We start from the raw sequence: 18716 nt of genomic DNA on the forward strand, positions 1-18716 counted from the left end.
CTCGCTAAACCTGCTGCGCTTCATCTCCGTCCTCCTCAATGAAGGACTCTAGCTCAAACTGGAGGAGTTTCAGGGGAGCACGTCAGCGCCATACGCGGATTGGTCACTGCGATTTGAGCGGAAGCGACTGGCATGACGCTGTGCTCCGCCACGCGCAGTTGCATCACGACAACCTCGGTGGAGCCTTTATGGAGGACGTGCTGCTGCAGGAATCGGTCGTCTACCGATGCAATCTGGAAGGGGCCGATCTCCGAAAAGCGCAGGTTGCGTACTCGGCATTCGGCGCGGTCGACTGGAGTCTTCCGCTTGTCGACGGTTTCGCCTTCGATGCGGACACGGTTCTTGGCGGTGAGCTCTCGTATGACGAGCCGAGTTATCCGCCAATGGATGAGCAGCTACGTGTGATCTGGGCGGCGAAGCCAGAGGAAGAACGGGATAAAATGCGAAACCATCTCTATGAGAATTCCGCATCTAGGGAGGCGCCGGACATGTCTCGCCTCGACGAGCCAATACAGCGCAGTTCGATACCTTTTTGAGGAGGCCACGCTGCGCGAGGCGGAGAATGGCATGGGTGGTCGGTCCACGGCCCGGCGCCTGCGGCGGCTCTGCTCCATTACCGGACACGCCCGTCTCGCTTGAGAAGGCGGGCAAGAGCCGCGTCGATCTCTTGTCGGCTCCAGCTCTGTCGCCCGCCAAGCAGCGCCGGGTTCGGCAGAATACCGCGATATACTTCGCGGATGAAAGCTGACTCGGACAGGTCGAGATAGGCGGCTGCCGTCCGCTGCCGCATCATTTCCGGCCAATCGGGAAAACGAAGGGCGATCTCACGATCGGACGGCGCCTCGCCCTCGGGGATGGCAAGGCCAACGACCCCGGCAACCTTAGCTGCCGCCTCGGCGCCCTTCTCGTTCGGCACCAGAGGCGGAGGCTTCCTCTCACCTATGCGCCGGGCAGGCGGCAATGGCGGCTTCCAGGGCTCGACTTCCGGCTCGGCGGCGAGCTGCGCATCGATCCAGGACTGAACCTCGCTTCCCAGCCACCGCCGGGCCTTCGCGCCGAGGCTGTGGCCGGGTGGGAAGGTGCCTTCCTGGATTTTGCGATAAATCGTCGATGTCGAGAGGCCGGTGCGCTGTCGCACCTCTTTCATGCGGAGGAAGTGATCTGGAGAAACGTCCGGCATAGTTCTGAGAACCTTCAAAGCGGTCATTGGCGAGCGGTGTGCGCCGATCAGGCGCAATCCGGATGACGCACGGAATGGTCGAACCCCGGGGTTCGCGAGATCGCCCACACTCTCGAGCATCACTTCCGGAACATCGCATTACACCCGCGCGACATGCCGACGGGCGGCTTTGAAGTTGTGCGACCTCAGTATATGGACAGTGCGCGCTAGCGCATCCGTTCACACTCATATGGACAATAGCCCAAGATTACAGTATGGATTGTTTGTCGACAAAGATAAGTGAAAGGCTAGCTCCGAAGGACTCAAACCACTTTTTCGCTCGAAGCTTTGGGCGTATTTGTGGTGATATAATCGATATCAATTTCAGTTAGAGAAATCTTCTCAAATTGATATCTATATTTATTAAGTTCTCTTCTGGGCACCATTTTCCGTCTCCCGTTTCGTCCGGAGGCCTCCAGCAAGCGGCTGGTTTCAAGGCAAGATTTCACAGACGACCGCCGGCAGGCACCCGGGTTGATCCAGCCGATTCCAGCAAGAGAGCAACAAAGAAAGGCTCATTTTGTGGCTGCTGCGAGTGGTAACACTTGACGCTGTGTGATCGAATGGAAGCCCTGGGCCTCAGCCTGGCCGTCGATCGCGACGATGCGTCCAGCCCGGCCTCGGGTGCGGTGGAGATCGTCGATATCGGCGCGATCGCAAGGCCAAGGGGCGGCCGGCATGGGCAAGGAACGCTTCGCGCCGCTCTCCAATCGCGCGGTGGGGCGCGTGATCCGGGAGGATCGCGGTGGAATGTCCTTCGCCTACGACGAAGCGCGGCGCGAGGTCCGGGGTGCATATCCGCTGTCGCTTGATCCCATGCTCGCGAGCTGCCGGATCAGCGAGGCCCTCGTGCCCGAAGGGCAATGGCCGATGCGTTTCGGCATCGCGTCAGGCGGCGGTGTAGCGCTCCAGGAATTGCTGGTGCGCCGGCATCTGCGCCACCGTGCGGGCAATGCCGGACCTGAGCGCGCCGAGCGCGGTCCGCAACTCGCCGTCGACGATCATCCGGCCCATATGGTGATGGCTCCGCGGCTCCAGCCGCTGGCCCAGCATCACCTGCACCCAGCTGTCCACCCGGAACAGATCGTCCGAGGCCTGCCAGGCGACGGCGCCGTCGCGGAACGCCGCGATCCGCTCGGCCAGGCTGTCGGGGATCGCCATCGTCCGGCACCGGTCCCAGAAGCCGCCGTCCGCGCGCTGGTTCAGGTGATAATGGAGGATGATGAAATCGCGGATCCGCTCGATCTCGGTGCGGCCCAGCGCATTGAAGCGCGCCGCCACGCCCTCGCCGATCCCGCCAAAGGGGAAGAGCTGCACGAGACGGGTGACCGCGATCATGATGAGGTGGATGCTCGTCGATTCGAGCGGCTCGACGAAGCCGCTCGCCAGGCCGAGCGCGATCACGTTCCGATCCCATAGCGTGCGCCGGCGCCCCGCCTTGAAGCGGATGATGCGCGGCTCGATCAGCTTCTCGCCTTCGATCCGGGCGTCGAGCAGTGCGCGGGCGCTGTCGTCGTCGAGGAAATCGCGGGCATAGACCAGCCCGTTGCCCACCCGGTGCTGGAGCGGGATGCGCCATTGCCAGCCGGCCCGGTGGGCGGCGGCGCGGGTATAGGGCATTGCCGGGCCGACGGATTCCGTCTGTACCGCGATCGCGCTGTCGGTAGGGAGCCAATGGCCCCATTCCTCATAGCCCGCCCGCAGCGCCTGCTCGATCAGCAGGCCGCGAAAGCCGGTGCAGTCGAGGAACAGATCGCCCTCGATCCGCTGCCCGGAGGCGAGGCGAAGCGCCGTGACGAAACCGGTCTCGGGGTGCTGTTCGACGCGCTCGATCCTGCCCTCGATACGGTTCACGCCCAGCGGCTCGGCGAAATCGCGCAGGAAACGCGCGTAGAGCCCGGCGTCTAGGTGATAGGCATAGTTGATGTGCCCCTGTTCGGGGATGGCGAAGCGGCCCGCCCGTGCCGCCTGCAGCTCGAAGCAATAGTCGCCCAGTTCGCCGCCCCAGCCTTCCGCGCGCGCCTCCAGCCAGAAATGGTGGAAATCGCCCATCCAGGTCGATTTGCCGATCTGGCCGAAGCTGTGGAAATAGCGGTCGCCCTCCCGCGCCCAATCCTCGAATGCGATGCCGAGCTTGAAGGTGGAGCGCGTGTCGCGCAGGAAGGCGCGCTCGTCGATCCCCAGCAGCTGATGGAAGGTTCGGGCGGTGGGGATGGTGCTCTCGCCCACGCCGATCGTGCCGATCTCGTCGCTCTCGATCAGGGTGATCTCGAGCAGCGGCCCGATCAGCTTGGCGAGCGCGGCCGCCGCGATCCAGCCCGCGGTGCCGCCGCCCGCGATCACGACCCGCCGGATCGGTGCCTGGTCCATCCTCGTCCCCCTAGCGATTGAGCTTGTTGATCAGCTGCGCCCGCAGCCGCCGCGCCAGCGTCGCGTCGATCGGCGCGAGCGGGCCCTGGATATGTGCGGGCAGGTGCGCCGCGGCCTGGCCGGCGGGGCCGAAGACATAATAGTCGAACATCGCCTTCCAGCCGGCCTTCTCGGCATCCGAACGGTCGCGCAGGCTCAGCATGGCGTGGAGCAGGGTGGTCTGGGGCGTGTCGAGAAAGGCGGGGGCGTCGTTCCACCAATAGTTCACCAGGACGTTGAAGCGCTCCAGCGCCTCGACATGGTGCCACCAGAGCGCGGGATAGAAGAGCAGGTCGCCGGGCTCCAGCTCCGCCACCTGCGCGGCGGCCATGGCTTCGCGGAAGCGGGGATGGTGCGCGAAATCCGGATCGGCGAAGTCGACCATCGAGATTACCTGGCCGCCGGGGGTCGGCTCCAGCGGGCCGGGATAGAGATTGGCGACCTGATCGGGCGGAAACAGGGTGAAGCGTCGGCGCCCGGCCGCGCAGACCGCCAGGTTGTGCGACATGTCGTGATGCGCATGCGCCGTGGTGCGGTTGCCGATCCAGATGCTGGCGAGCACGCCGTGCGCGAACATCGGGTCGTCGAGCGGCAAGTCGTTCGCGGCGCGGAAGCCGGGGAGATGGCGGTCGAGGTCGGCCGAGCCGATATAGAGGCTCTCGGTGGCGGGAGCGTCGAGGCTCGTCCGGATCCGCGCGAGGAAATCGCTCAGGCCGACGCGGGCGCCCTCGAAATTGAAGCCGGTCAGCCCGGGGTCATAATGGAAGCGGCCCTGGATATCGGGCGGGCCGGTGAAGCCCACCACCGGCTGGCCGGAATCGAAGCTTGCCAGATAGGCGATCGCTGCCCGGTCGGACTCGCGGGCGGCGGCGATCAGCGGCCAATCGCGCGCGACTCCGCGCAGGATCACCGGGGCCTGGCCCGCCAGCAGCTCGGCATGGGGAATGGCGCCCGGCACCACGCCGTCCAGCGCGCGGACCCGCGGGGCGCCGGCCGCCGCGACGTTCATGCGGCGTCCCGCGCATTCTTGCGCGCGATCAGCCGCGGCATGTTGCCGAGCGAGGCGGCGAGCAGGAACGCGGCGGCGAGATGGCCCGCCTGGTGGAGTTCGCCGAGCTCGGCCGGGCCGAGCGCTTCCAGGCGTTCGGCGGCCAGGACCTCGTGATCGCCGATCGCATAGCGGCGCTCGTCGTCGAGCATCAGTTCGAGCGTGGCCGGCTGGATCAGCCCGAGCGCGTCGAACGCGGCATATGTCGGCCCGGCATCGGCCATGCCGACATGGATCGCCGCGAGCAGGCGGCCGACATGATCGAGCATGGGCGTCTGGCCGCCATGGGGCAGGAAGAGCGGCTCGCCGTCCGCGGCGCCGACGCGCGGATCGTCGAGATCGATCTGGATCACCGGCGCGGCGCCGTCCGCGGTCAGCCCGATCAGGAAGGGGCCGCGCTGGAGGCTCAGCGGAATATGGCCGCTGATCCAGCGATCGCCCTCGAGGAACAGGTTCTCGTCGCGGTCGAGCCCGAGCAGGGCGACGGCCTGGAGGCCCGCATCGGAGTCCCGGCGGAAGAGGATGGGGAAGTCGCGCTGGGCCTCGGCGAATTCGGTGGGAAGGACGAGCGCCTGGTTGACGGCATGGCCATAGGCGGCACCGTGGCGGAACGCGACGCGGAGATCCGCATGGGCGACATTGTCGAGCGCGACCGGTCGGGTCATTCGAGCGGGGTCCAGTCTGTGGAAGGCCGAGCATGGCGCAAAGCCCGCCGGGCCTCAATCGGGGCGGGAGAGGGGCATGTGCGGCACGCTTCCGCCATGCCCCCCTCCCAGACCCTCTCCTCCGAAGAGGAGAGGGAGAGAAGCCGGGTCAGAACTTGAAGCGCGCGCCGAGCAGGAAGCGCCGGTCGAGCTCCTGCGCGTACCAGAGCTCCTTCTTGTCGCGGGCATAGGTCCGCACCGCCGTCTCGGTGAGGTTGATGCCCTCCAGCGTGATCGCGATCTGCGGCGTGATCTCGTAGCTGATCGATGCGTCGAGCTGGCCGAAGGGCGCGGTGAACTCGGGATTGCGCGAGCCCTGGCGGTTGATCCCCGAAAGGAACCGGTCGCGCCAGTTATAGGCCAGGCGGGCCGAGATGCCGTGCTTCTCGTAGATCAGCGTGCCGCTGATCGTGTCCGAAAGGCCGAGCAGCGCGAACTGGTCCTCCGCGGGACTGGCCCCCAGGTTGAACCCGACATCGCCGCGCACCAGCGTATAGGCCGCCGCGATGCCGATGCCGGTCCGGCCGAAGAAATACTGGCCGGCAAGCTCGACGCCGTAGATCTCGGCATCCTTGTTGTTGATCGGCTGCGTCACCTGGAACTGGTAGAGCGGATCGCTGGCGATGCCGTTCAGGTCATAGGTGTTGTTGATCAGCTTGAGATAGTCGTCGTCGAGCTGGCGCGTCGTGGCGTTGTAGTGCGCCGCGAACTGCGCGGTGGCGGCGGCGACCGAGCCGGTGGCCTGGATCAGCGCCGACATCACGAACAGGTTGCCGTCGCTGGTATCGGCGCCCAGGCCGCCCAGCGCGGTCCGCGCCGCGCCCGAACGGCTGCCCGCCGCGCCCGAGCTGGGGTCGCGCAGGCCGAACAGCGTCGAGTTGAACTGGCCGTTGCCGATGAAGTTGCGCACGCGCTTGTCGAAGAACGCGACCGACACATAGCTGTCCGGCTTGAAATACCATTCCAGCGACGCGTCGAAATTGTCCGATTCGAGCGCGCGCAGCCGGGCGTTGCCGGTGGTCGCGCCGGGGATGCCGCCGTTGAAGGTCGGCCGCGGCGGGCCGCCGACGGTGGTCGAGGTGTAGAGGTTGTTGTAGTTCGGCCGGGCGATCGTCTTGCTGTACGACAGGCGGCCGATCAGGTTCTTGGCGAACTCCACCTGGAAATCGACCTGGGGCAGCAGGTTGCTGTAGCTGCCGCCGTCGCTGACGAACTGCGTCTGGTTCGAGATCGACACGGTGAAGTCGTTGTCCGACACCCAGGCGATCCCGGCCGGAATCGCTTCGAGCGACGTGGTGTGCGACTTGGTGTGTTCGTAGCGGATGCCGGCGACCAGCCGTGCCGGCGCGCCGCCCAGCTCGCCCTTCCAGGTCAGCTGGCCATAGACCGCCCAGATGTCTTCCTTGATCTGGTTGTCCTGCCTGCCGGTGACGCCCACTGCATTGCCGCGATTGGCATAATAGGGCGAGAGGATCGCATAGAGATCCGAGGCGACGCCGCGAAAGGCGAGCTGCGATTCCGGATCGCCGCCGGGATCGAACTTGTGGAACTTGCACTCGAGGCAGAAGGCCCGGAGCGCGCCCGGCGCCAGCGCCTGCACGTCGCCCGGATTGGTGATGCCCCAGTCGCCCAGCGTCTGCTGGGTGGAGACGAAGGTCTGGCGCATGTCGGTGGTGCGATAATTGCCGCCGAAGTCGAAGCGGCTCTCGCCGCCCAGGTCCCAGCCAAAGTCCGCGCGCAATTCCTTCACCCGCTGGCGCTGGGTCGAGCGGAAGGTGCGGCCGACCTGCGAGCCCACGTCGTTGACGTCGAGCGGGCCGCTGGCGCCCAGCGTGATGTCCTGGCGCGGAATGCCGCCCGAATAGTCGACCGAATGGGCGGCGACGACATTGGCGCCCATGCCGACCAGCGTCGACGAGTTGCCATTGGCATTGTCCGGCGTGCTCGACGAAGTCGAGATATGGCCGTCTAGCTTCAGCGAGAAGTTGCTCGCCAGCTCCCATTCGAGGTTGAGGCCGTAATCCTCCAGCTTGCCCTTCTGCGCGCGCGACTGGGCCTCGAAACCCTCGTCCTTCTGGCCGTTGATTGTCTCGTGCAGATAGGTGGCGGTGGCGACCGTGGGATTGCCGTCGAAGGTCACCACGTCGAACGGGCGGCTGAACCAGTTGGACAGGTCCGAACGCGTCTCGCGCTGCTTGTTCTGCGCATAGAGCGCGTCGGCGGTGATCGTCAGCGCGTCGGTGGGTCTGAACTGCACCACTGCCTGGCCGTTGATGCGCTCGCGCGTGCCCTCGGCATAATGGTAGCGGCTGTCGTTCGGGATCGCGACCAGCTGGTTCGGGTTCGACGGCGCGTTGTTGACCACGGTGCAGTTCGGCCCCGGCGTCGAAGTGGGGCAGGCGCCGCCCGAACGGGCGAACCCGCCGGTCAGGAAGGTGTCGTAGGTGACGATGTTCCAGTCGTTCGACGTCGCGGCGATCGAAGTGTAGTTGCGCTTCTGGTAGCTGCCGAACAGCATGACGCCGAAGCGCTGGTCGGGGTCGCTCCAGCTGAGCACGCCGGAGAATTCGGGCGTCACCTTCGATCCGCAATCGAGGCAGTCGTTGACGCTGGTGTCGTAGACCGCCTTGGCGCCGATGCTGCCGTCCAGCCCGCTCTTGCGCTCGTCGAGCGGGCGGCGCGAGACGATGTTGATCGTGGCGCCGATGCCGCCCGAGGGGACGGCCGCGCGACCTGTCTTGTAGACTTCCAGCGTGCGCACGCCTTCGGTGGCGAGGTTGGAGAAGTCGAACGAGCGGCTGGTGCCCTGCGCGCCATCGGCATTCTGGTCGCCGCCGACCACCGATACGGTCGAAGTGGCGAGCTGGCGGCCGTTCAGCGTGACCATGTTGTAGGTCGGGCCGAAGCCGCGCACGGTGACCTGCGAGCCTTCGCCGTTGGTGCGGTTGATCGACACGCCCGGGATGCGCTGCAGCGATTCCGCCAGGTTGGTGTCGGGAAATTTGCCGATGTCCTCTGCCGAGATCGCGTCGACGATGCCCGGCGCCTCGCGCTTGATCGCGATCGCGCGCTCCAGGCTGGCACGGATACCGGTAACAACGATTTCCTGGCCGTCTCCCTGGCCGCTCTCCGTTGCTTGTGAATTGACAGCGTTGTCGGCTTGCGCGCGGGCAAGGCCGGGCATGGCAAGTCCGGCGGCGACGGCGAATATGGAAACGGAATGCGCAAGTATAGGCATGCGCCTTTGACTAGTCATAACCCCTCCTTCAGCGCGCCCTGTGCCGGACGCGACTTTCTATTTATTTAGGGCGAGCGAAATGCCTCCCTGATGTTATCGCTATCATCGAGAGACTGTCTGTCAATCATGCCGAAATGATTGGAACCGCTTCCAATTACGGATTGATGCAAACTGTTGCATTACTGCGACAGAATGTGGCGCGGCACTGGGTCGCGGCAGCCGGCAAGTTGCGGGTTATTGGGGTTTTCAATCCGGATCGGTGCAAATGCGAATCGAGCCGGCGGCAATCCGACCGTCACCCCGGCTCGGGGCCGGGGCGACGGCAGGGCGCGGGCCCCTACAGCTTGCCGCCGGGATCAGGCGGGGTCCTGGACCTCGTCGAGCCAGGCGCCATAGCCCTGGGCTTCCATCTCCGCGCGCGGCACGAAGCGCAGCGAGGCCGAGTTGATGCAATAGCGCAGGCCGCCGCGATCGCGCGGGCCGTCGTCGAACACATGGCCGAGATGGCTGTCGCCCTGGGCGGAGCGCACTTCGGTGCGGATCATGCCATGGCTGGTGTCGCGCAACTCGGCCACGTTCGCGATCGGCCGGGTGAAGCTCGGCCAGCCGCAACCGGATTCATATTTGTCGCTCGAGGCGAACAGCGGCTCGCCCGAGACGATGTCGACATAGATGCCGGGCGCCTTGTTGTGCAGCAGGGCGCCGGTGCCGGGGCGTTCGGTGCCGTTCTGCTGGGTCACGCGATATTGCTCGGGCGAGAGTGCGGCGACGGCTTCGTCGGTCTTGCGATAGTCGGTCATGCAAATCTCCATTCGCCGCGATATGTGGGGATCGGCATGGCAAAGAAGAAGCGTATCCTCACCGCGACCATGGCCGATGGCTATGTGAAGACGATCGGGCCGACCGCGGTGCCCTTCACCCATTATTGGCGGATTGTCGCGCATCTCGGCGGCGGCCGGACCGAAGTGTTCTGGGGGCACGCCAAGTCGCTTAAGGAAGCGACGGGCAAGCGGGCCGCGCTCGCCGAGGCGGCGAAGCAGCGCGGCTGGGAACGCTATGACTTCGAAGTGGTCGCGCTGGTCGAATCCTGAGGCGCCGAGAAGCGCGGGGCAGGGGCCGGCTGGACCACGCCCGCGCGCTCGATAAAGGCGCCGCGCGCGACATTGTGCGGATGGCCGGGCGCTTCCGCCATCGAGAGCACCGGGGCGAAGCAGGCATCGGTGCCTTCGAGCAGCGCACACCATGCGTCGCGCGTCCGGGTGCGGAAGATCGCGGCGAGCTTGTCCTTCAGCATCGGCCACGCGGCGGGGTTCATCTGCGCGTCGAAGTCGGGATCGTCGGCCAGGCCCGTCGCGGCGCGCAGCCGGGCATAGAATTGCGGCTCGATCGCGCCGATCGCGACATATTTGCCGTCGGCCGTCTCGTAGCTGTCGTAGAAATGCGCGCCGCCGTCGAGGATGTTGACGCCGCGCGCGTCGCGCCAGCCGAGCGTCTCGCGAAAGCCCCAGGCCATGGACATCAGCAGCGCCGCGCCTTCGCTCATCGCGCAGTCGATCACCGTGCCGTGTCCGCCGGTCCTGGCCTGGAGCAGCCCCGCCGCCACGGCGAAGGCGAGCAGCATGCCGCCGCCGCCGAAATCGCCGACCGCGTTCACCGGCGGCGTCGGCTTGTCGCCCGCGCGGCCAAAGGCGTGGAGCGCGCCGGCGAGCGCAATATAGTTGATGTCATGTCCGGCGGCCCCGGCGAGCGGGCCGGTCTGCCCCCAGCCGGTCATCCGGCCATAGACGAGGCGCGGATTGAGGGCGTGGAGCTCGGCGGGCCCGAGCCCGAGCCGCTCCATCACGCCGGGGCGGAAGCCCTCGATCAGCCCGTCCGCGGCCGCCGCCAGCGCGCGGACATGGGCGACGCCGCCCGATGATTTGAGATCGGCCTCCACCGGCACCCGCCCGCGCAGCAGCGGGTCGCGCGGATCGGGCGCGGCGCCCGGCCGATGGACGTACAGCACTTCGGCGCCGTGATCGGCCAGCATCATCCCGCAAAAGGGCGTGGGGCCGATCGCGGCGAGCTCGACGATCCGGATGCCGGTGAGCGGCTGCATTCCGTTTCCTTTGCTCCCCTCCCTTCCGGGGAGGGGGATGGCGGCCCCGCTCAGCGCGGCGCCATGCGGATGCCGCCGTCGAGGCGGACGTCCTCGCCGTTGAAATAGCCGGTCTCGATCATGCAGAGCGCGAGCCGGGCATATTCCTCTGGCCGGCCGAGCCGCTTGGGGAAGGGGACCGAGGCGGCCAGCGCTTCCTTCACGTTCGGCGGCGCGGCGGCGAGCAGCGGCGTGTCGAAGATGCCGGGCAGGATCGTGTTCACCCGGATGCCCTCGCCCATCAGGTCGCGCGCGATCGGCAGCGTCATGCCGACCACGCCGCCCTTCGACGCGGAATAGGCCGCCTGGCCGATCTGCCCGTCCTCGGCCGCGACGCTGGCGGTGTTGACGATCACGCCGCGCTCGCCATCCTCCAGCGGATCGAGCGTCAGCATCCCCGCCGCCGATTTGGCGATGCAGCGGAAGGTGCCGACCAGGTTGATCTGGATCACCCAGTTGAACGCCTCGAGCGGGAAGTGGCGGATCGTGCCGTCCTCCTTCGATCGGCTTGCGGTCTTCACGGCGTTGCCGGTGCCGGCGCAATTGACCAGGATCCGCTCCTGGCCGTGCGCGGCGCGCGCCCGGGCGAAGCCGGCGTCGACGCTTTCGTCCGACGTCACGTTCACTTCGCAGAACAGGCCGCCGATCTCGGCCGCGACCGCTTCGCCCTTCTCCTTCTGCAGGTCGAAGATCGCCACCTTCACGCCCCGCGCCGCGAGCGCCCGCGCGGTGGCCGCGCCGAGGCCCGAGGCGCCGCCGGTGACCACCGCCGGGATGCTGTCGTCGAGCTTCATCCTTCCCTCCTCCTTGCTCAGAGCCGCTCGACGATGGTGACGTTGGCGATGCCGCCGCCCTCGCACATCGTCTGCAGGCCGTAGCGCTTGCCCCGTTTGCGGAGCGCATGGACCAGCGTCGCCATCAGCTTGGTGCCCGAGGCGCCGAGCGGATGGCCCAGCGCGATCGCGCCGCCATTGACGTTGAGCCGCGCGGGATCGGCGCCGGTGTGCCGCAGCCAGGCGAGCGGCACCGAGGCGAAGGCCTCGTTCACTTCGAACAGGTCGATCTCGTCGATGGTCATGCCCGCGCGGCGCAGCGCCCGGTCGGTGGCGAACAGCGGCTCCTCGAGCATGATCACCGGGTCGCCCGCAGTGACGGTGAGGTGGTGGATGCGCGCGAGCGGAGTCAGGCCGTGCGCCTTCAGCGCGGCTTCCGAGACGATCAGCGCCGCGCTGGCCCCGTCGCAGATCTGGCTGGCATTGGCCGCGCTGATCACGCCGTCCTCGGCGAGGAGCTTGACCGATCCGATGCTCTCGGCGGTAGCATCGAAGCGGATGCCCTCGTCGCGGACATGGATCGCCGGCCCTTCCGGCGTGTCGATCGTCAGCGGCACGATCTCGGCGTCGAAATCGCCGCGCTCGGTTGCGGCGGCGGCGCGGCGATGGCTTTCCAGCGCATAGGCGTCGAGCGCGGCGCGGCCGAGGCCGTGCTTGCGCGCCACCAGCTCGGCGCCCAGGAACTGGCTGAACTGCACGCCCGGATAGCGGGCCTCCTGGCGCGGCGACTTGGGCCCGCCCAGCCCGGCCTGGGCGAAGAGTGCGACGGTCGATCCCATCGGCACGCGCGTCATGCTCTCCACGCCCGCGGCGATCACCACGTCCTGGGTGCCGGAGAGCACGGCCTGGGCCGCGAACTGGATCGCCTGTTGCGAGCTGCCGCACTGGCGGTCGATCGTCACCGCCGGCACGCTTTCGGGCAGGCTCGAGGCGAGCACGGCGCCCCGGCCCACCTGGAAGCCCTGTTCGCCGCCCTGGCCGACACAGCCCATGATCACGTCGTCGATCGCGGCGGGATCGATGCCGCTGCGCGCGACGATCGCGTCGAGGGTCGCCGCCGCCATGTCCACGGGGTGCCACCCGGCGAGCCTGCCGCCGCGCCGCCCCCCGGCGGTTCGCACGGCATCGACGATATAGGCGGTGGCTGCTCCCATGTTCCTGCTCCTGCTTCCGTTCGTTCTTTTTCGAATCGGCGGTATCGCCGGAGCGTAGCGCGATATGCGGGCGTAGCGCAGCGCGATCGGCGGGCCCCTGGGCCGGATTCGCAAATATGCCGGCCATCGCCGTGATTCCGCGGAGATTTCGCGGAAAGAGCCTTAACGCCCGATTGGGCGGATTTCTGCAAAATGATGGAAAGACGCAATCGCCACAAGGGCGACACGGATGCGCAACCAATTGTCATCCGCGCGTGATAATCCAACTCGGGCGGCGTCGATCCGCCCGGCAATGCGAGGTGCGATGGCCCGGATAATCCATGTCGAGGCCGACGAGCGGGTCGGAGCCATGGTGCGGCGGGTGCTGGGCGAGGCGGGGCACATGGTGGAGGTGATCGATCACGGCATACTCGCCTTCGACACGATCGCCTTCAGAAAGCCGGACCTGGTGATCCTCGATCACTCGCTGCCGGGCGCGCAGGGGCTCGACATATTGCGGGCGCTGCGGCGGCTGCCGGCGCTGGGCCGCACGCCGATCCTGATGCTGGCGGCACGGAGCGGCGCGGGAGCCGAGGCAATGGACGCAGGCGCTAGCGACCATCTGGTGAAGCCGTTCACGCCCGAGCTGCTGGCGCGGCGCGTGCAGGCCATGCTGCACGGCGACGTGCGCGCCTAGGGTTAGATCTCGATCAAGACCTTGATTTCTTTCGTCATCCCCGCCTGCGCGGGGATGACGGGGTTCGTTGCATGAGTCGTGACCCTAGGTTGGGACTCCAATTCTCGGGATGGCCGAGAAGATGGGTTTCAGGCGCGCACGAACAGGTTCTTGAGCCAGAGCGGCCCGGTGCGGGCGGCATCGCGCCAGTCGCCTTCGTCCTCGGCCGCATCGGCGGTATAGCCCCGCGGGTCGAACAGCTTCACGCGCGCGCCGCGATAGGCGGCGGTGTTGCGCGTCACCAGCGTCAGGCCATGCTCCAGCGCGGTGGCGGCGAACAGCGCGTCGCGGGTCTCGGCAAGCGCGAGCTGGCCACGGCGACGGGCGACGGCGACGTCGAGCGGCAGGACATGCCCTTCAAAGGCGGGGACGAGCTGCGCGTCGATCCAGCTCCGCAACGCCGCACCCGCCGCCTTGTCGCGCCGCGTCGCTTCGGCAACGCCGGCCTCCAGCTCCACCAGCGAGATCGCCGAGAGGAACAGCCGCTCGCGCGCCACGCCCGATGCCCATGCGGTGAGTCCCGCCTCGGCGCCGCCCGCGCGCGCCTTGCGCAACTCGAAGACGATCGGCGTATCGAGCAGGAACATCACCAGCGCTCCGGCGGCGTCAGCGCCGTGTCGGGCGCGCCGGCGGGCAGGGCGAGCAAGTCGACGATGCTCTCGCGCTCGCCGTTCAGCCGGCGGAACATGTCGATGCTCATCAGCACATGGGTGGGGCGCCCGCGATCGGTGACGAACACCGGCTCCGCCCGGGCGAATCGCTTCGCCGCGCTGACGTCCTGGTTGAATTCGCGGCTGGTGATCACCTTCATTTCGTACCTACATACCTAGATTGTCTGCGTTGTCATGTAGGTACGTTACTACTATGTGCGCTCCGTGCAACACAAAGCGCGGCCGGGCCGGGAAAATAAGGGGGGTAGGGCGATTTGCAGTTGCGCGCGGCCGGCGCCGCGCGCTCCCTGAAGCCTCGCGACGGGCGGGAAACGCACCGCGCGGGGAATTGGGGGGAGGTAACCATGCTCGATCTGCTGAACAGTGCCTGGCACGCATTGACCGATGTACTCGGCCCGCACGGGCCCGCGGTGAACGCCGCGAAGAGCTATGCGCCCGGCGACTACAGCATCCATTTCTTCCTGCAGCTGGCGATCATCATCCTCGCCTGCCGCGTGGTCGGCTGGCTCGGCCAGAAGCTGCTGAAGCAGCCCCAGGTGGTGGGCGAGATGATCGCCGGCGTGGTCCTCGGCCCGTCGCTGTTCGGCCTGTTCTTCCCCGATCTCCAGCTCGCGATCTTCCCCAAGGAGACGCGCAACGTGCTCTACACCGGCGCGCAGCTGGGCGTCGGCCTCTACATGTTCATGGTCGGCCTGACGCTGCGGCTCGACCATTTCCAGTCCAAGGCGAAGAGCGCCGCCGGCGTCTCGGCCGCGGGCATCGTCGCGCCGTTCCTGCTCGCCGCGCTGATCACGCCCTTCCTGCTCACCGTGCCCGGCCTGTTCACCCCCGGCATCAGCCAGGCGAACGCCACGCTGTTCATGGGCGCCTGCATCGCGCTCACCGCCTTCCCGATGCTTGCGCGCATCATCAACGAGCGCGGCCTGGCCAACAGTTCGCTCGGCACGCTCTCGCTCACCGCCGGCGCGTTCGACGACGCCGCGTCATGGTGCGTCCTCGCCCTGGTGCTCGCCACTTTCGGCGCCGGGCCGGGCGTGGCGGTGCTCGCGATCGGCGGCGCCGTGCTCTACACCGGCTTCATGCTCCTGTTCGGGCGCAAGCTGCTCGCCCCGCTCGGCCGCATCGTCGAGGCGAAGGGCGAGATGAGCACCGCGATGCTCGCCGTCACGATGATGCTCTTCTGCGCCTCCGCCTTCGTGATGGACGCGATCGGCATCCACGCGATCTTCGGCGGCTTCCTGATGGGCGTGTGCATGCCGCGCGGCCTGTTCGTCGAGGAGCTGAAGAAGAAGGTCGAGCCGCTCGCCGTCGTCCTGCTGCTGCCGATGTTCTTCACCTATTCGGGCCTCAATACCCGGATGGACATGGTCAACTCGGTCGAGCTGCTGCTGATCGCGCTGGGTGTGCTGGCGGTGTCGGTCCTCGCCAAGTTCGGCGCCTGCTGGGCCGCGGCCCGGCTCGCCGGCGAGGACAACCGCACCGCGCTCGGCATCGGCGCGCTGATGAACTCGCGCGGGCTGATGGAGCTGATCATCATCAACATCGGCCTGCAAAAGGGCATTATCGGCCCCACGCTCTTCTCGATGCTGGTGCTGATGGCGATCGTCACCACCGTGATGGCCACCCCGCTGTTCGAGCTGGTCTATGGCCGCAAGGCCCGCGAGAGCGGCGAGCTGGAAGCGCTCGACCCGAAGCTGGCGGCCGCCGCCTGAGGTCCTCCTCCCCGTCCCGCAACACCCCTGCGGGACGGGGCTTTCCGAAGGAAGCATGATGAGACGAGCGCTTCTGTGCGCCACGGGGCTGCTCGCCGCCGGCGCCGCGCATGCCCAGGAAGTGAAGCTGACGCCCAGCGCCGACGTGCGGCTGCGCTACGAGCATGTCGACCAGGACGGGCTGCCCAGGGACGCCGACGCCGTGACCCTGCGCGTCCGCCCCGGCCTGGCCGCCAGCTGGAAGGGCTGGTCGGCGCTGGTGGAAGGCGAAGGCGTGGTCGCGCTCGCGAACGGCTATAATGACGGCACCAACGGCAAGATCCGCTATCCGCTGGTCGTCGACCCCGAGAATATCGAGCTCAACCGCGCGCAGCTCCGCTACGCCGGCAAGGACGGGCTGGCCGTCACCGCCGGGCGGCAGCGGCTGAACTTCGCGGACGATCGCTTCGTCGGCAACGCGCCCTGGCGCCAGAGCGAGCAGACCTTCGACGCGGTGCGCGTCCAGTACGGCAAGCCGCTCGGGCTCAATCTCGACCTTGCCTATAGCTGGGACGTGCGCACGATAAACGGCCGCAACGGCGCCGGTGCGCGGCCGGTATCGATCGGCGGCGACAATGTCTTCGCCGTGCTCGGCTATGGCACCAGGGCCGGCACGCTGAGCGGCTTCGCCTATCTGGTCGACCAGGACCTGGCGGCATTGCAGGGCTTCCGCCTGTCGAGCCAGACCTACGGCCTGCGCTTCGCCGGCAGGCAGGCGCTCGCGAAGGACGTGTCGCTCGGTTATGTCGCCAGCTGGGCGCGGCAGAGCGACTGGCATCGCAACCCCAATCGCTATGCCGCCGACTATTGGCTGGGCGAGCTGAACCTTGCCGCGAAGGCGCTGAGCCTGACCACAGGCTATGAGGTGCTGGGCGCCGGCACGGGCGCGGCGCTGACCAGCGTGCAGACGCCGCTGGCATCCTATTTCAAGTTCAACGGCTGGGCCGGCAAGTTCGGCACCACGCCGCCGGGTGGCCTGCGCGATCTCTATGCGACGCTGGGCTATGGCTGGAAGAAAGTGGGGCCGCTCGACGCGATCACCCTGGGTGCCACCTGGCACCGTTTCGGGAGCGATCGGCTGGACCAGCATTATGGCGACGAGCTCGACCTGATCGCCGGGGTGAAGCGCGGCCATTATGCGCTCTCGGCCCGCTATGCGCGCTACCGGGCGGACAGGTTCGCGACGGATACCGACAAGTTCTGGCTGCAGCTGGACTGGAGCCTGTAGACGTTCGTCACGTGCAATTCCCCCCTGGAAGGGAGGGAGCCCGGCTCACCCGTTGATCGCCCGGATCAGCGCTCGGTGGGTCGGCAGATCCTCGGTCGCGCGTTCGGAGAAGGTGCGGATGCGCGCGAAGAGCTTCTCCGCCGCTTCGACATTGGGGAAGTCGCCGCGGCCGCCCGACAGGTCGGTGCGATAGTCCATCCCGTAGAGGATGTACTGATAGTTGAAGAAGGCGAAGCTCTCGAGGTCGAGCAGGAAGTCGAAACGTCCTGGCGGGCGATGGCGCCACTGGCGCAGCAGCTCCTGCAGTTCCTCCGGGATCGAAGCCGGATCGGCATTGTCGCGCCAGAAGGGCTCGTCGCGCCGGCTCAGGCAATAATGCAGCTTGAGGAAGGCGATGATCCGCTCGTAGCGTCCGACGATCAGCGCGTTGAAGCGCCGGGCCGGCGCATCCACGGGGCCGTTGTGCGGGAACAGTTCGGCGATCATCCCCACCGCCGCCTCGATCAGCACCACGCCGGTCGATTCCAGCGGCTCGAGAAAGCCGCCCGACAGCCCGACCGCGACGCAGTTCTTCACCCATTGCGCTTCGCGATAGCCGGGCTCGAACGGGATGATGCGCGCCTTGTAGTCGTCATGCCCGATATAGGCGCGCAGCACCTGCGCCGCTTCGTCGTCGGACATGTGGGTGGAGGAATAGACGGTGCCGATGCCGCGCGCGCCTTCCAGCCCGATGTCCCAGGTCCAGCCCGCCGGGTGCGCGGCGGCGATGGTGAAGCTCTCGATCGGGGCGTCGGGCTCGGCATAGGGGATCTTGCAGGCGAGCGCCCGGTCGGTGAACAATATGTCGCGCACCGATTTGAAGCGCGCGCCCAGTGCCTTGCCGATCAGCTCGGCGCGGAAGCCGGAACAGTCGATATAGAGATCCGCCTCCAGCGCGCCCTGTTCGCGGGTGACGATGCGGGCGATCGCGCCGTCCTCGCCCAGCTCGACATCGGTGAGCAGTCCGGCGACGTGGCGCACGCCCAGTTCCTCGGCGCGTTCGCGCAGGATGCGGGCGAGCCGCGCGGCGTCGAAATGATAGGCATAGTTGAGCGGGCCGGAGAATTCGCCCTCACCCTGTTTCTTGGGCGCGCGGCGGCTCTCGGCGACGCGGTTCTGGATCGTCACCGCCTCGGCGAAGGGCGGGCGCGTCGCCGCGTCCTGGAGCAGCCAATAGGGCACCAGGCTGGTGCCCTCGGTGTAGAAGGGCGCTTCGAACGGATGGAGATAATGGTGGCGCGTGCCGTCGGGCAGCGGCGCGTGCAGCCAGTCGTTGAAGCGGATGCCCTGCTTGAACGTGGCCGAGGTGGCGCGGATGAACTGGGTCTCGTCGATGCCGAGGAACTTCAGCGTCGAGCGGATGGTGGGGAAGGTGCCTTCGCCCACGCCGATGATGCCGAGCTCAGGGGATTCGAGCAGGGTGATCTCGATCTGGGCCTGGTCCGCCAGGTCGAGGAAGCGCGCGAGATAGGCGGCCGCGAGCCACCCCGCGGTGCCCCCGCCGACGATCAGGATACGCCTCTTGCCCATGCGGGAAGGAGCTTAGCGCGGGGCTTTGCCACGGGCGAAC

The 18716-nt window shown here is 67.3% G+C and carries 17 protein-coding genes and 1 pseudogene; 6 read left to right on the top strand and 12 right to left on the bottom strand.

All coding sequences use genetic code 11. The features are described from left to right. Window positions 1-38: 38 nt before the first annotated feature. Window positions 39-182 (top strand): annotated as a pseudogene (locus tag BGP17_RS23910) (pentapeptide repeat-containing protein); the annotation flags it as partial. Between the two features lie 6 nt (window positions 183-188). Beyond that, a complete protein-coding gene (locus BGP17_RS03265; protein WP_422051203.1) occupies window positions 189-536 on the top strand; it encodes a hypothetical protein in 348 nt (115 codons plus the stop codon). Between the two features lie 77 nt (window positions 537-613). Here BGP17_RS03265 and BGP17_RS03270 read toward each other — a convergent pair whose 3' ends face one another. From BGP17_RS03270 to msrB, 6 genes are all read right to left on the bottom strand, one after another. Beyond that, window positions 614-1300, bottom strand: a complete 687-nt coding sequence (locus BGP17_RS03270) for a helix-turn-helix transcriptional regulator (RefSeq protein ID WP_286711091.1) — start codon at window positions 1298-1300, stop codon at window positions 614-616. A gap of 807 nt (window positions 1301-2107) precedes the next feature. Further along, entirely contained in the window at window positions 2108-3589 is a 1482-nt protein-coding gene (locus BGP17_RS03275) for a tryptophan halogenase family protein (protein ID WP_286710984.1), read from the bottom strand. Between the two features lie 10 nt (window positions 3590-3599). After that, window positions 3600-4637: a cupin-like domain-containing protein gene (locus BGP17_RS03280; RefSeq protein ID WP_286710985.1), complete on the bottom strand. Its 1038-nt coding sequence runs from the start codon at window positions 4635-4637 to the stop codon at window positions 3600-3602. Continuing rightward, window positions 4634-5341: a SapC family protein gene (locus tag BGP17_RS03285; protein ID WP_167297755.1), complete on the bottom strand. Its 708-nt coding sequence runs from the start codon at window positions 5339-5341 to the stop codon at window positions 4634-4636. The genes BGP17_RS03280 and BGP17_RS03285 overlap by 4 nt, the downstream gene beginning before the upstream one ends. A 148-nt stretch (window positions 5342-5489) precedes the next feature. Continuing rightward, window positions 5490-8618, bottom strand: a complete 3129-nt coding sequence (locus tag BGP17_RS03290; protein ID WP_286710986.1) for a TonB-dependent receptor — start codon at window positions 8616-8618, stop codon at window positions 5490-5492. 356 nt (window positions 8619-8974) lie between these two features. Further along, the gene (gene msrB, locus BGP17_RS03295; protein WP_286710987.1) at window positions 8975-9418 is read right to left on the bottom strand and encodes a peptide-methionine (R)-S-oxide reductase MsrB; all 444 of its coding nucleotides are present in this window, start codon (window positions 9416-9418) and stop codon (window positions 8975-8977) included. 36 nt (window positions 9419-9454) lie between these two features. Between msrB and BGP17_RS03300 the strand changes: the two genes are divergently transcribed. After that, the gene (locus BGP17_RS03300) at window positions 9455-9709 is read left to right on the top strand and encodes a hypothetical protein (protein WP_167297758.1); all 255 of its coding nucleotides are present in this window, start codon (window positions 9455-9457) and stop codon (window positions 9707-9709) included. On the opposite strand, the gene BGP17_RS03305 is transcribed toward BGP17_RS03300, so the two are convergent. From BGP17_RS03305 to BGP17_RS03315, 3 genes are read right to left on the bottom strand one after another with little or no spacing between them, the layout of a single operon-like run. Beyond that, complete coding sequence (locus BGP17_RS03305) at window positions 9673-10716, bottom strand: CaiB/BaiF CoA transferase family protein (protein WP_286710988.1); 1044 nt, start codon at window positions 10714-10716, stop codon at window positions 9673-9675. The genes BGP17_RS03300 and BGP17_RS03305 overlap by 37 nt on opposite strands. A gap of 50 nt (window positions 10717-10766) precedes the next feature. Then, window positions 10767-11549: an SDR family NAD(P)-dependent oxidoreductase gene (locus tag BGP17_RS03310; protein WP_286710989.1), complete on the bottom strand. Its 783-nt coding sequence runs from the start codon at window positions 11547-11549 to the stop codon at window positions 10767-10769. 17 nt (window positions 11550-11566) lie between these two features. Next, the gene (locus BGP17_RS03315; protein WP_167297761.1) at window positions 11567-12742 is read right to left on the bottom strand and encodes an acetyl-CoA C-acetyltransferase; all 1176 of its coding nucleotides are present in this window, start codon (window positions 12740-12742) and stop codon (window positions 11567-11569) included. Between the two features lie 304 nt (window positions 12743-13046). On the opposite strand from BGP17_RS03315, the gene BGP17_RS03320 reads away from it, so the two are divergent. Next, window positions 13047-13418 (top strand): response regulator, encoded by a 372-nt coding sequence (locus BGP17_RS03320; protein ID WP_167297762.1) that lies wholly within the window; start codon window positions 13047-13049, stop codon window positions 13416-13418. Between the two features lie 128 nt (window positions 13419-13546). On the opposite strand, the gene BGP17_RS03325 is transcribed toward BGP17_RS03320, so the two are convergent. Both BGP17_RS03325 and BGP17_RS03330 read right to left on the bottom strand, forming a co-directional pair. Further along, window positions 13547-14044 (bottom strand): type II toxin-antitoxin system VapC family toxin, encoded by a 498-nt coding sequence (locus BGP17_RS03325; protein WP_286710990.1) that lies wholly within the window; start codon window positions 14042-14044, stop codon window positions 13547-13549. After that, a complete protein-coding gene (locus tag BGP17_RS03330) occupies window positions 14044-14268 on the bottom strand; it encodes a type II toxin-antitoxin system Phd/YefM family antitoxin (RefSeq protein WP_167297764.1) in 225 nt (74 codons plus the stop codon). The genes BGP17_RS03325 and BGP17_RS03330 overlap by 1 nt, the downstream gene beginning before the upstream one ends. 204 nt (window positions 14269-14472) lie before the next feature. Between BGP17_RS03330 and BGP17_RS03335 the strand changes: the two genes are divergently transcribed. Together BGP17_RS03335 and BGP17_RS03340 are read left to right on the top strand one after the other, a co-directional pair. Continuing rightward, window positions 14473-15840 (top strand): cation:proton antiporter, encoded by a 1368-nt coding sequence (locus BGP17_RS03335; RefSeq protein WP_167297765.1) that lies wholly within the window; start codon window positions 14473-14475, stop codon window positions 15838-15840. Window positions 15841-15898: 58 nt separating this feature from the next. After that, window positions 15899-17107, top strand: a complete 1209-nt coding sequence (locus BGP17_RS03340; RefSeq protein ID WP_167297766.1) for an alginate export family protein — start codon at window positions 15899-15901, stop codon at window positions 17105-17107. Window positions 17108-17152: 45 nt separating this feature from the next. Here the strand turns inward: BGP17_RS03340 and BGP17_RS03345 are convergent, their stop codons facing one another. Next, window positions 17153-18676, bottom strand: coding sequence for a tryptophan halogenase family protein (locus tag BGP17_RS03345; RefSeq protein WP_286710991.1), 1524 nt, complete (start codon window positions 18674-18676; stop codon window positions 17153-17155). Between the last annotated feature and the right edge of the window lie 40 nt (window positions 18677-18716).

The sequence above is a fragment of the Sphingomonas sp. 67-41 genome, from assembly GCF_001899725.1.
Taxonomy (GTDB): Bacteria; Pseudomonadota; Alphaproteobacteria; order Sphingomonadales; family Sphingomonadaceae; genus Sphingomonas; species Sphingomonas leidyi.

What these genes read in the sequence shown, in the direction of transcription:
- BGP17_RS03290 (WP_286710986.1), bottom strand. Translation starts at nt 8,618, where the DNA reads ATGCCTATACTTGCGCATTCCGTTTCCATATTCGCCGTCGCCGCCGGA.
- BGP17_RS03285 (WP_167297755.1), bottom strand. Translation starts at nt 5,341, where the DNA reads ATGACCCGACCGGTCGCGCTCGACAATGTCGCCCATGCGGATCTCCGC.
- BGP17_RS03330 (WP_167297764.1), bottom strand. Translation starts at nt 14,268, where the DNA reads ATGAAGGTGATCACCAGCCGCGAATTCAACCAGGACGTCAGCGCGGCG.
- BGP17_RS03335 (WP_167297765.1), top strand. Translation starts at nt 14,473, where the DNA reads ATGCTCGATCTGCTGAACAGTGCCTGGCACGCATTGACCGATGTACTC.
- BGP17_RS03310 (WP_286710989.1), bottom strand. Translation starts at nt 11,549, where the DNA reads ATGAAGCTCGACGACAGCATCCCGGCGGTGGTCACCGGCGGCGCCTCG.
- BGP17_RS03315 (WP_167297761.1), bottom strand. Translation starts at nt 12,742, where the DNA reads ATGGGAGCAGCCACCGCCTATATCGTCGATGCCGTGCGAACCGCCGGG.
- BGP17_RS03305 (WP_286710988.1), bottom strand. Translation starts at nt 10,716, where the DNA reads ATGCAGCCGCTCACCGGCATCCGGATCGTCGAGCTCGCCGCGATCGGC.
- BGP17_RS03345 (WP_286710991.1), bottom strand. Translation starts at nt 18,676, where the DNA reads ATGGGCAAGAGGCGTATCCTGATCGTCGGCGGGGGCACCGCGGGGTGG.
- BGP17_RS03340 (WP_167297766.1), top strand. Translation starts at nt 15,899, where the DNA reads ATGAGACGAGCGCTTCTGTGCGCCACGGGGCTGCTCGCCGCCGGCGCC.
- msrB (WP_286710987.1), bottom strand. Translation starts at nt 9,418, where the DNA reads ATGACCGACTATCGCAAGACCGACGAAGCCGTCGCCGCACTCTCGCCC.
- BGP17_RS03265 (WP_422051203.1), top strand. Translation starts at nt 189, where the DNA reads ATGGAGGACGTGCTGCTGCAGGAATCGGTCGTCTACCGATGCAATCTG.
- BGP17_RS03275 (WP_286710984.1), bottom strand. Translation starts at nt 3,589, where the DNA reads ATGGACCAGGCACCGATCCGGCGGGTCGTGATCGCGGGCGGCGGCACC.
- BGP17_RS03280 (WP_286710985.1), bottom strand. Translation starts at nt 4,637, where the DNA reads ATGAACGTCGCGGCGGCCGGCGCCCCGCGGGTCCGCGCGCTGGACGGC.
- BGP17_RS03325 (WP_286710990.1), bottom strand. Translation starts at nt 14,044, where the DNA reads ATGTTCCTGCTCGATACGCCGATCGTCTTCGAGTTGCGCAAGGCGCGC.
- BGP17_RS03320 (WP_167297762.1), top strand. Translation starts at nt 13,047, where the DNA reads ATGGCCCGGATAATCCATGTCGAGGCCGACGAGCGGGTCGGAGCCATG.
- BGP17_RS03270 (WP_286711091.1), bottom strand. Translation starts at nt 1,300, where the DNA reads ATGCTCGAGAGTGTGGGCGATCTCGCGAACCCCGGGGTTCGACCATTC.
- BGP17_RS03300 (WP_167297758.1), top strand. Translation starts at nt 9,455, where the DNA reads ATGGCAAAGAAGAAGCGTATCCTCACCGCGACCATGGCCGATGGCTAT.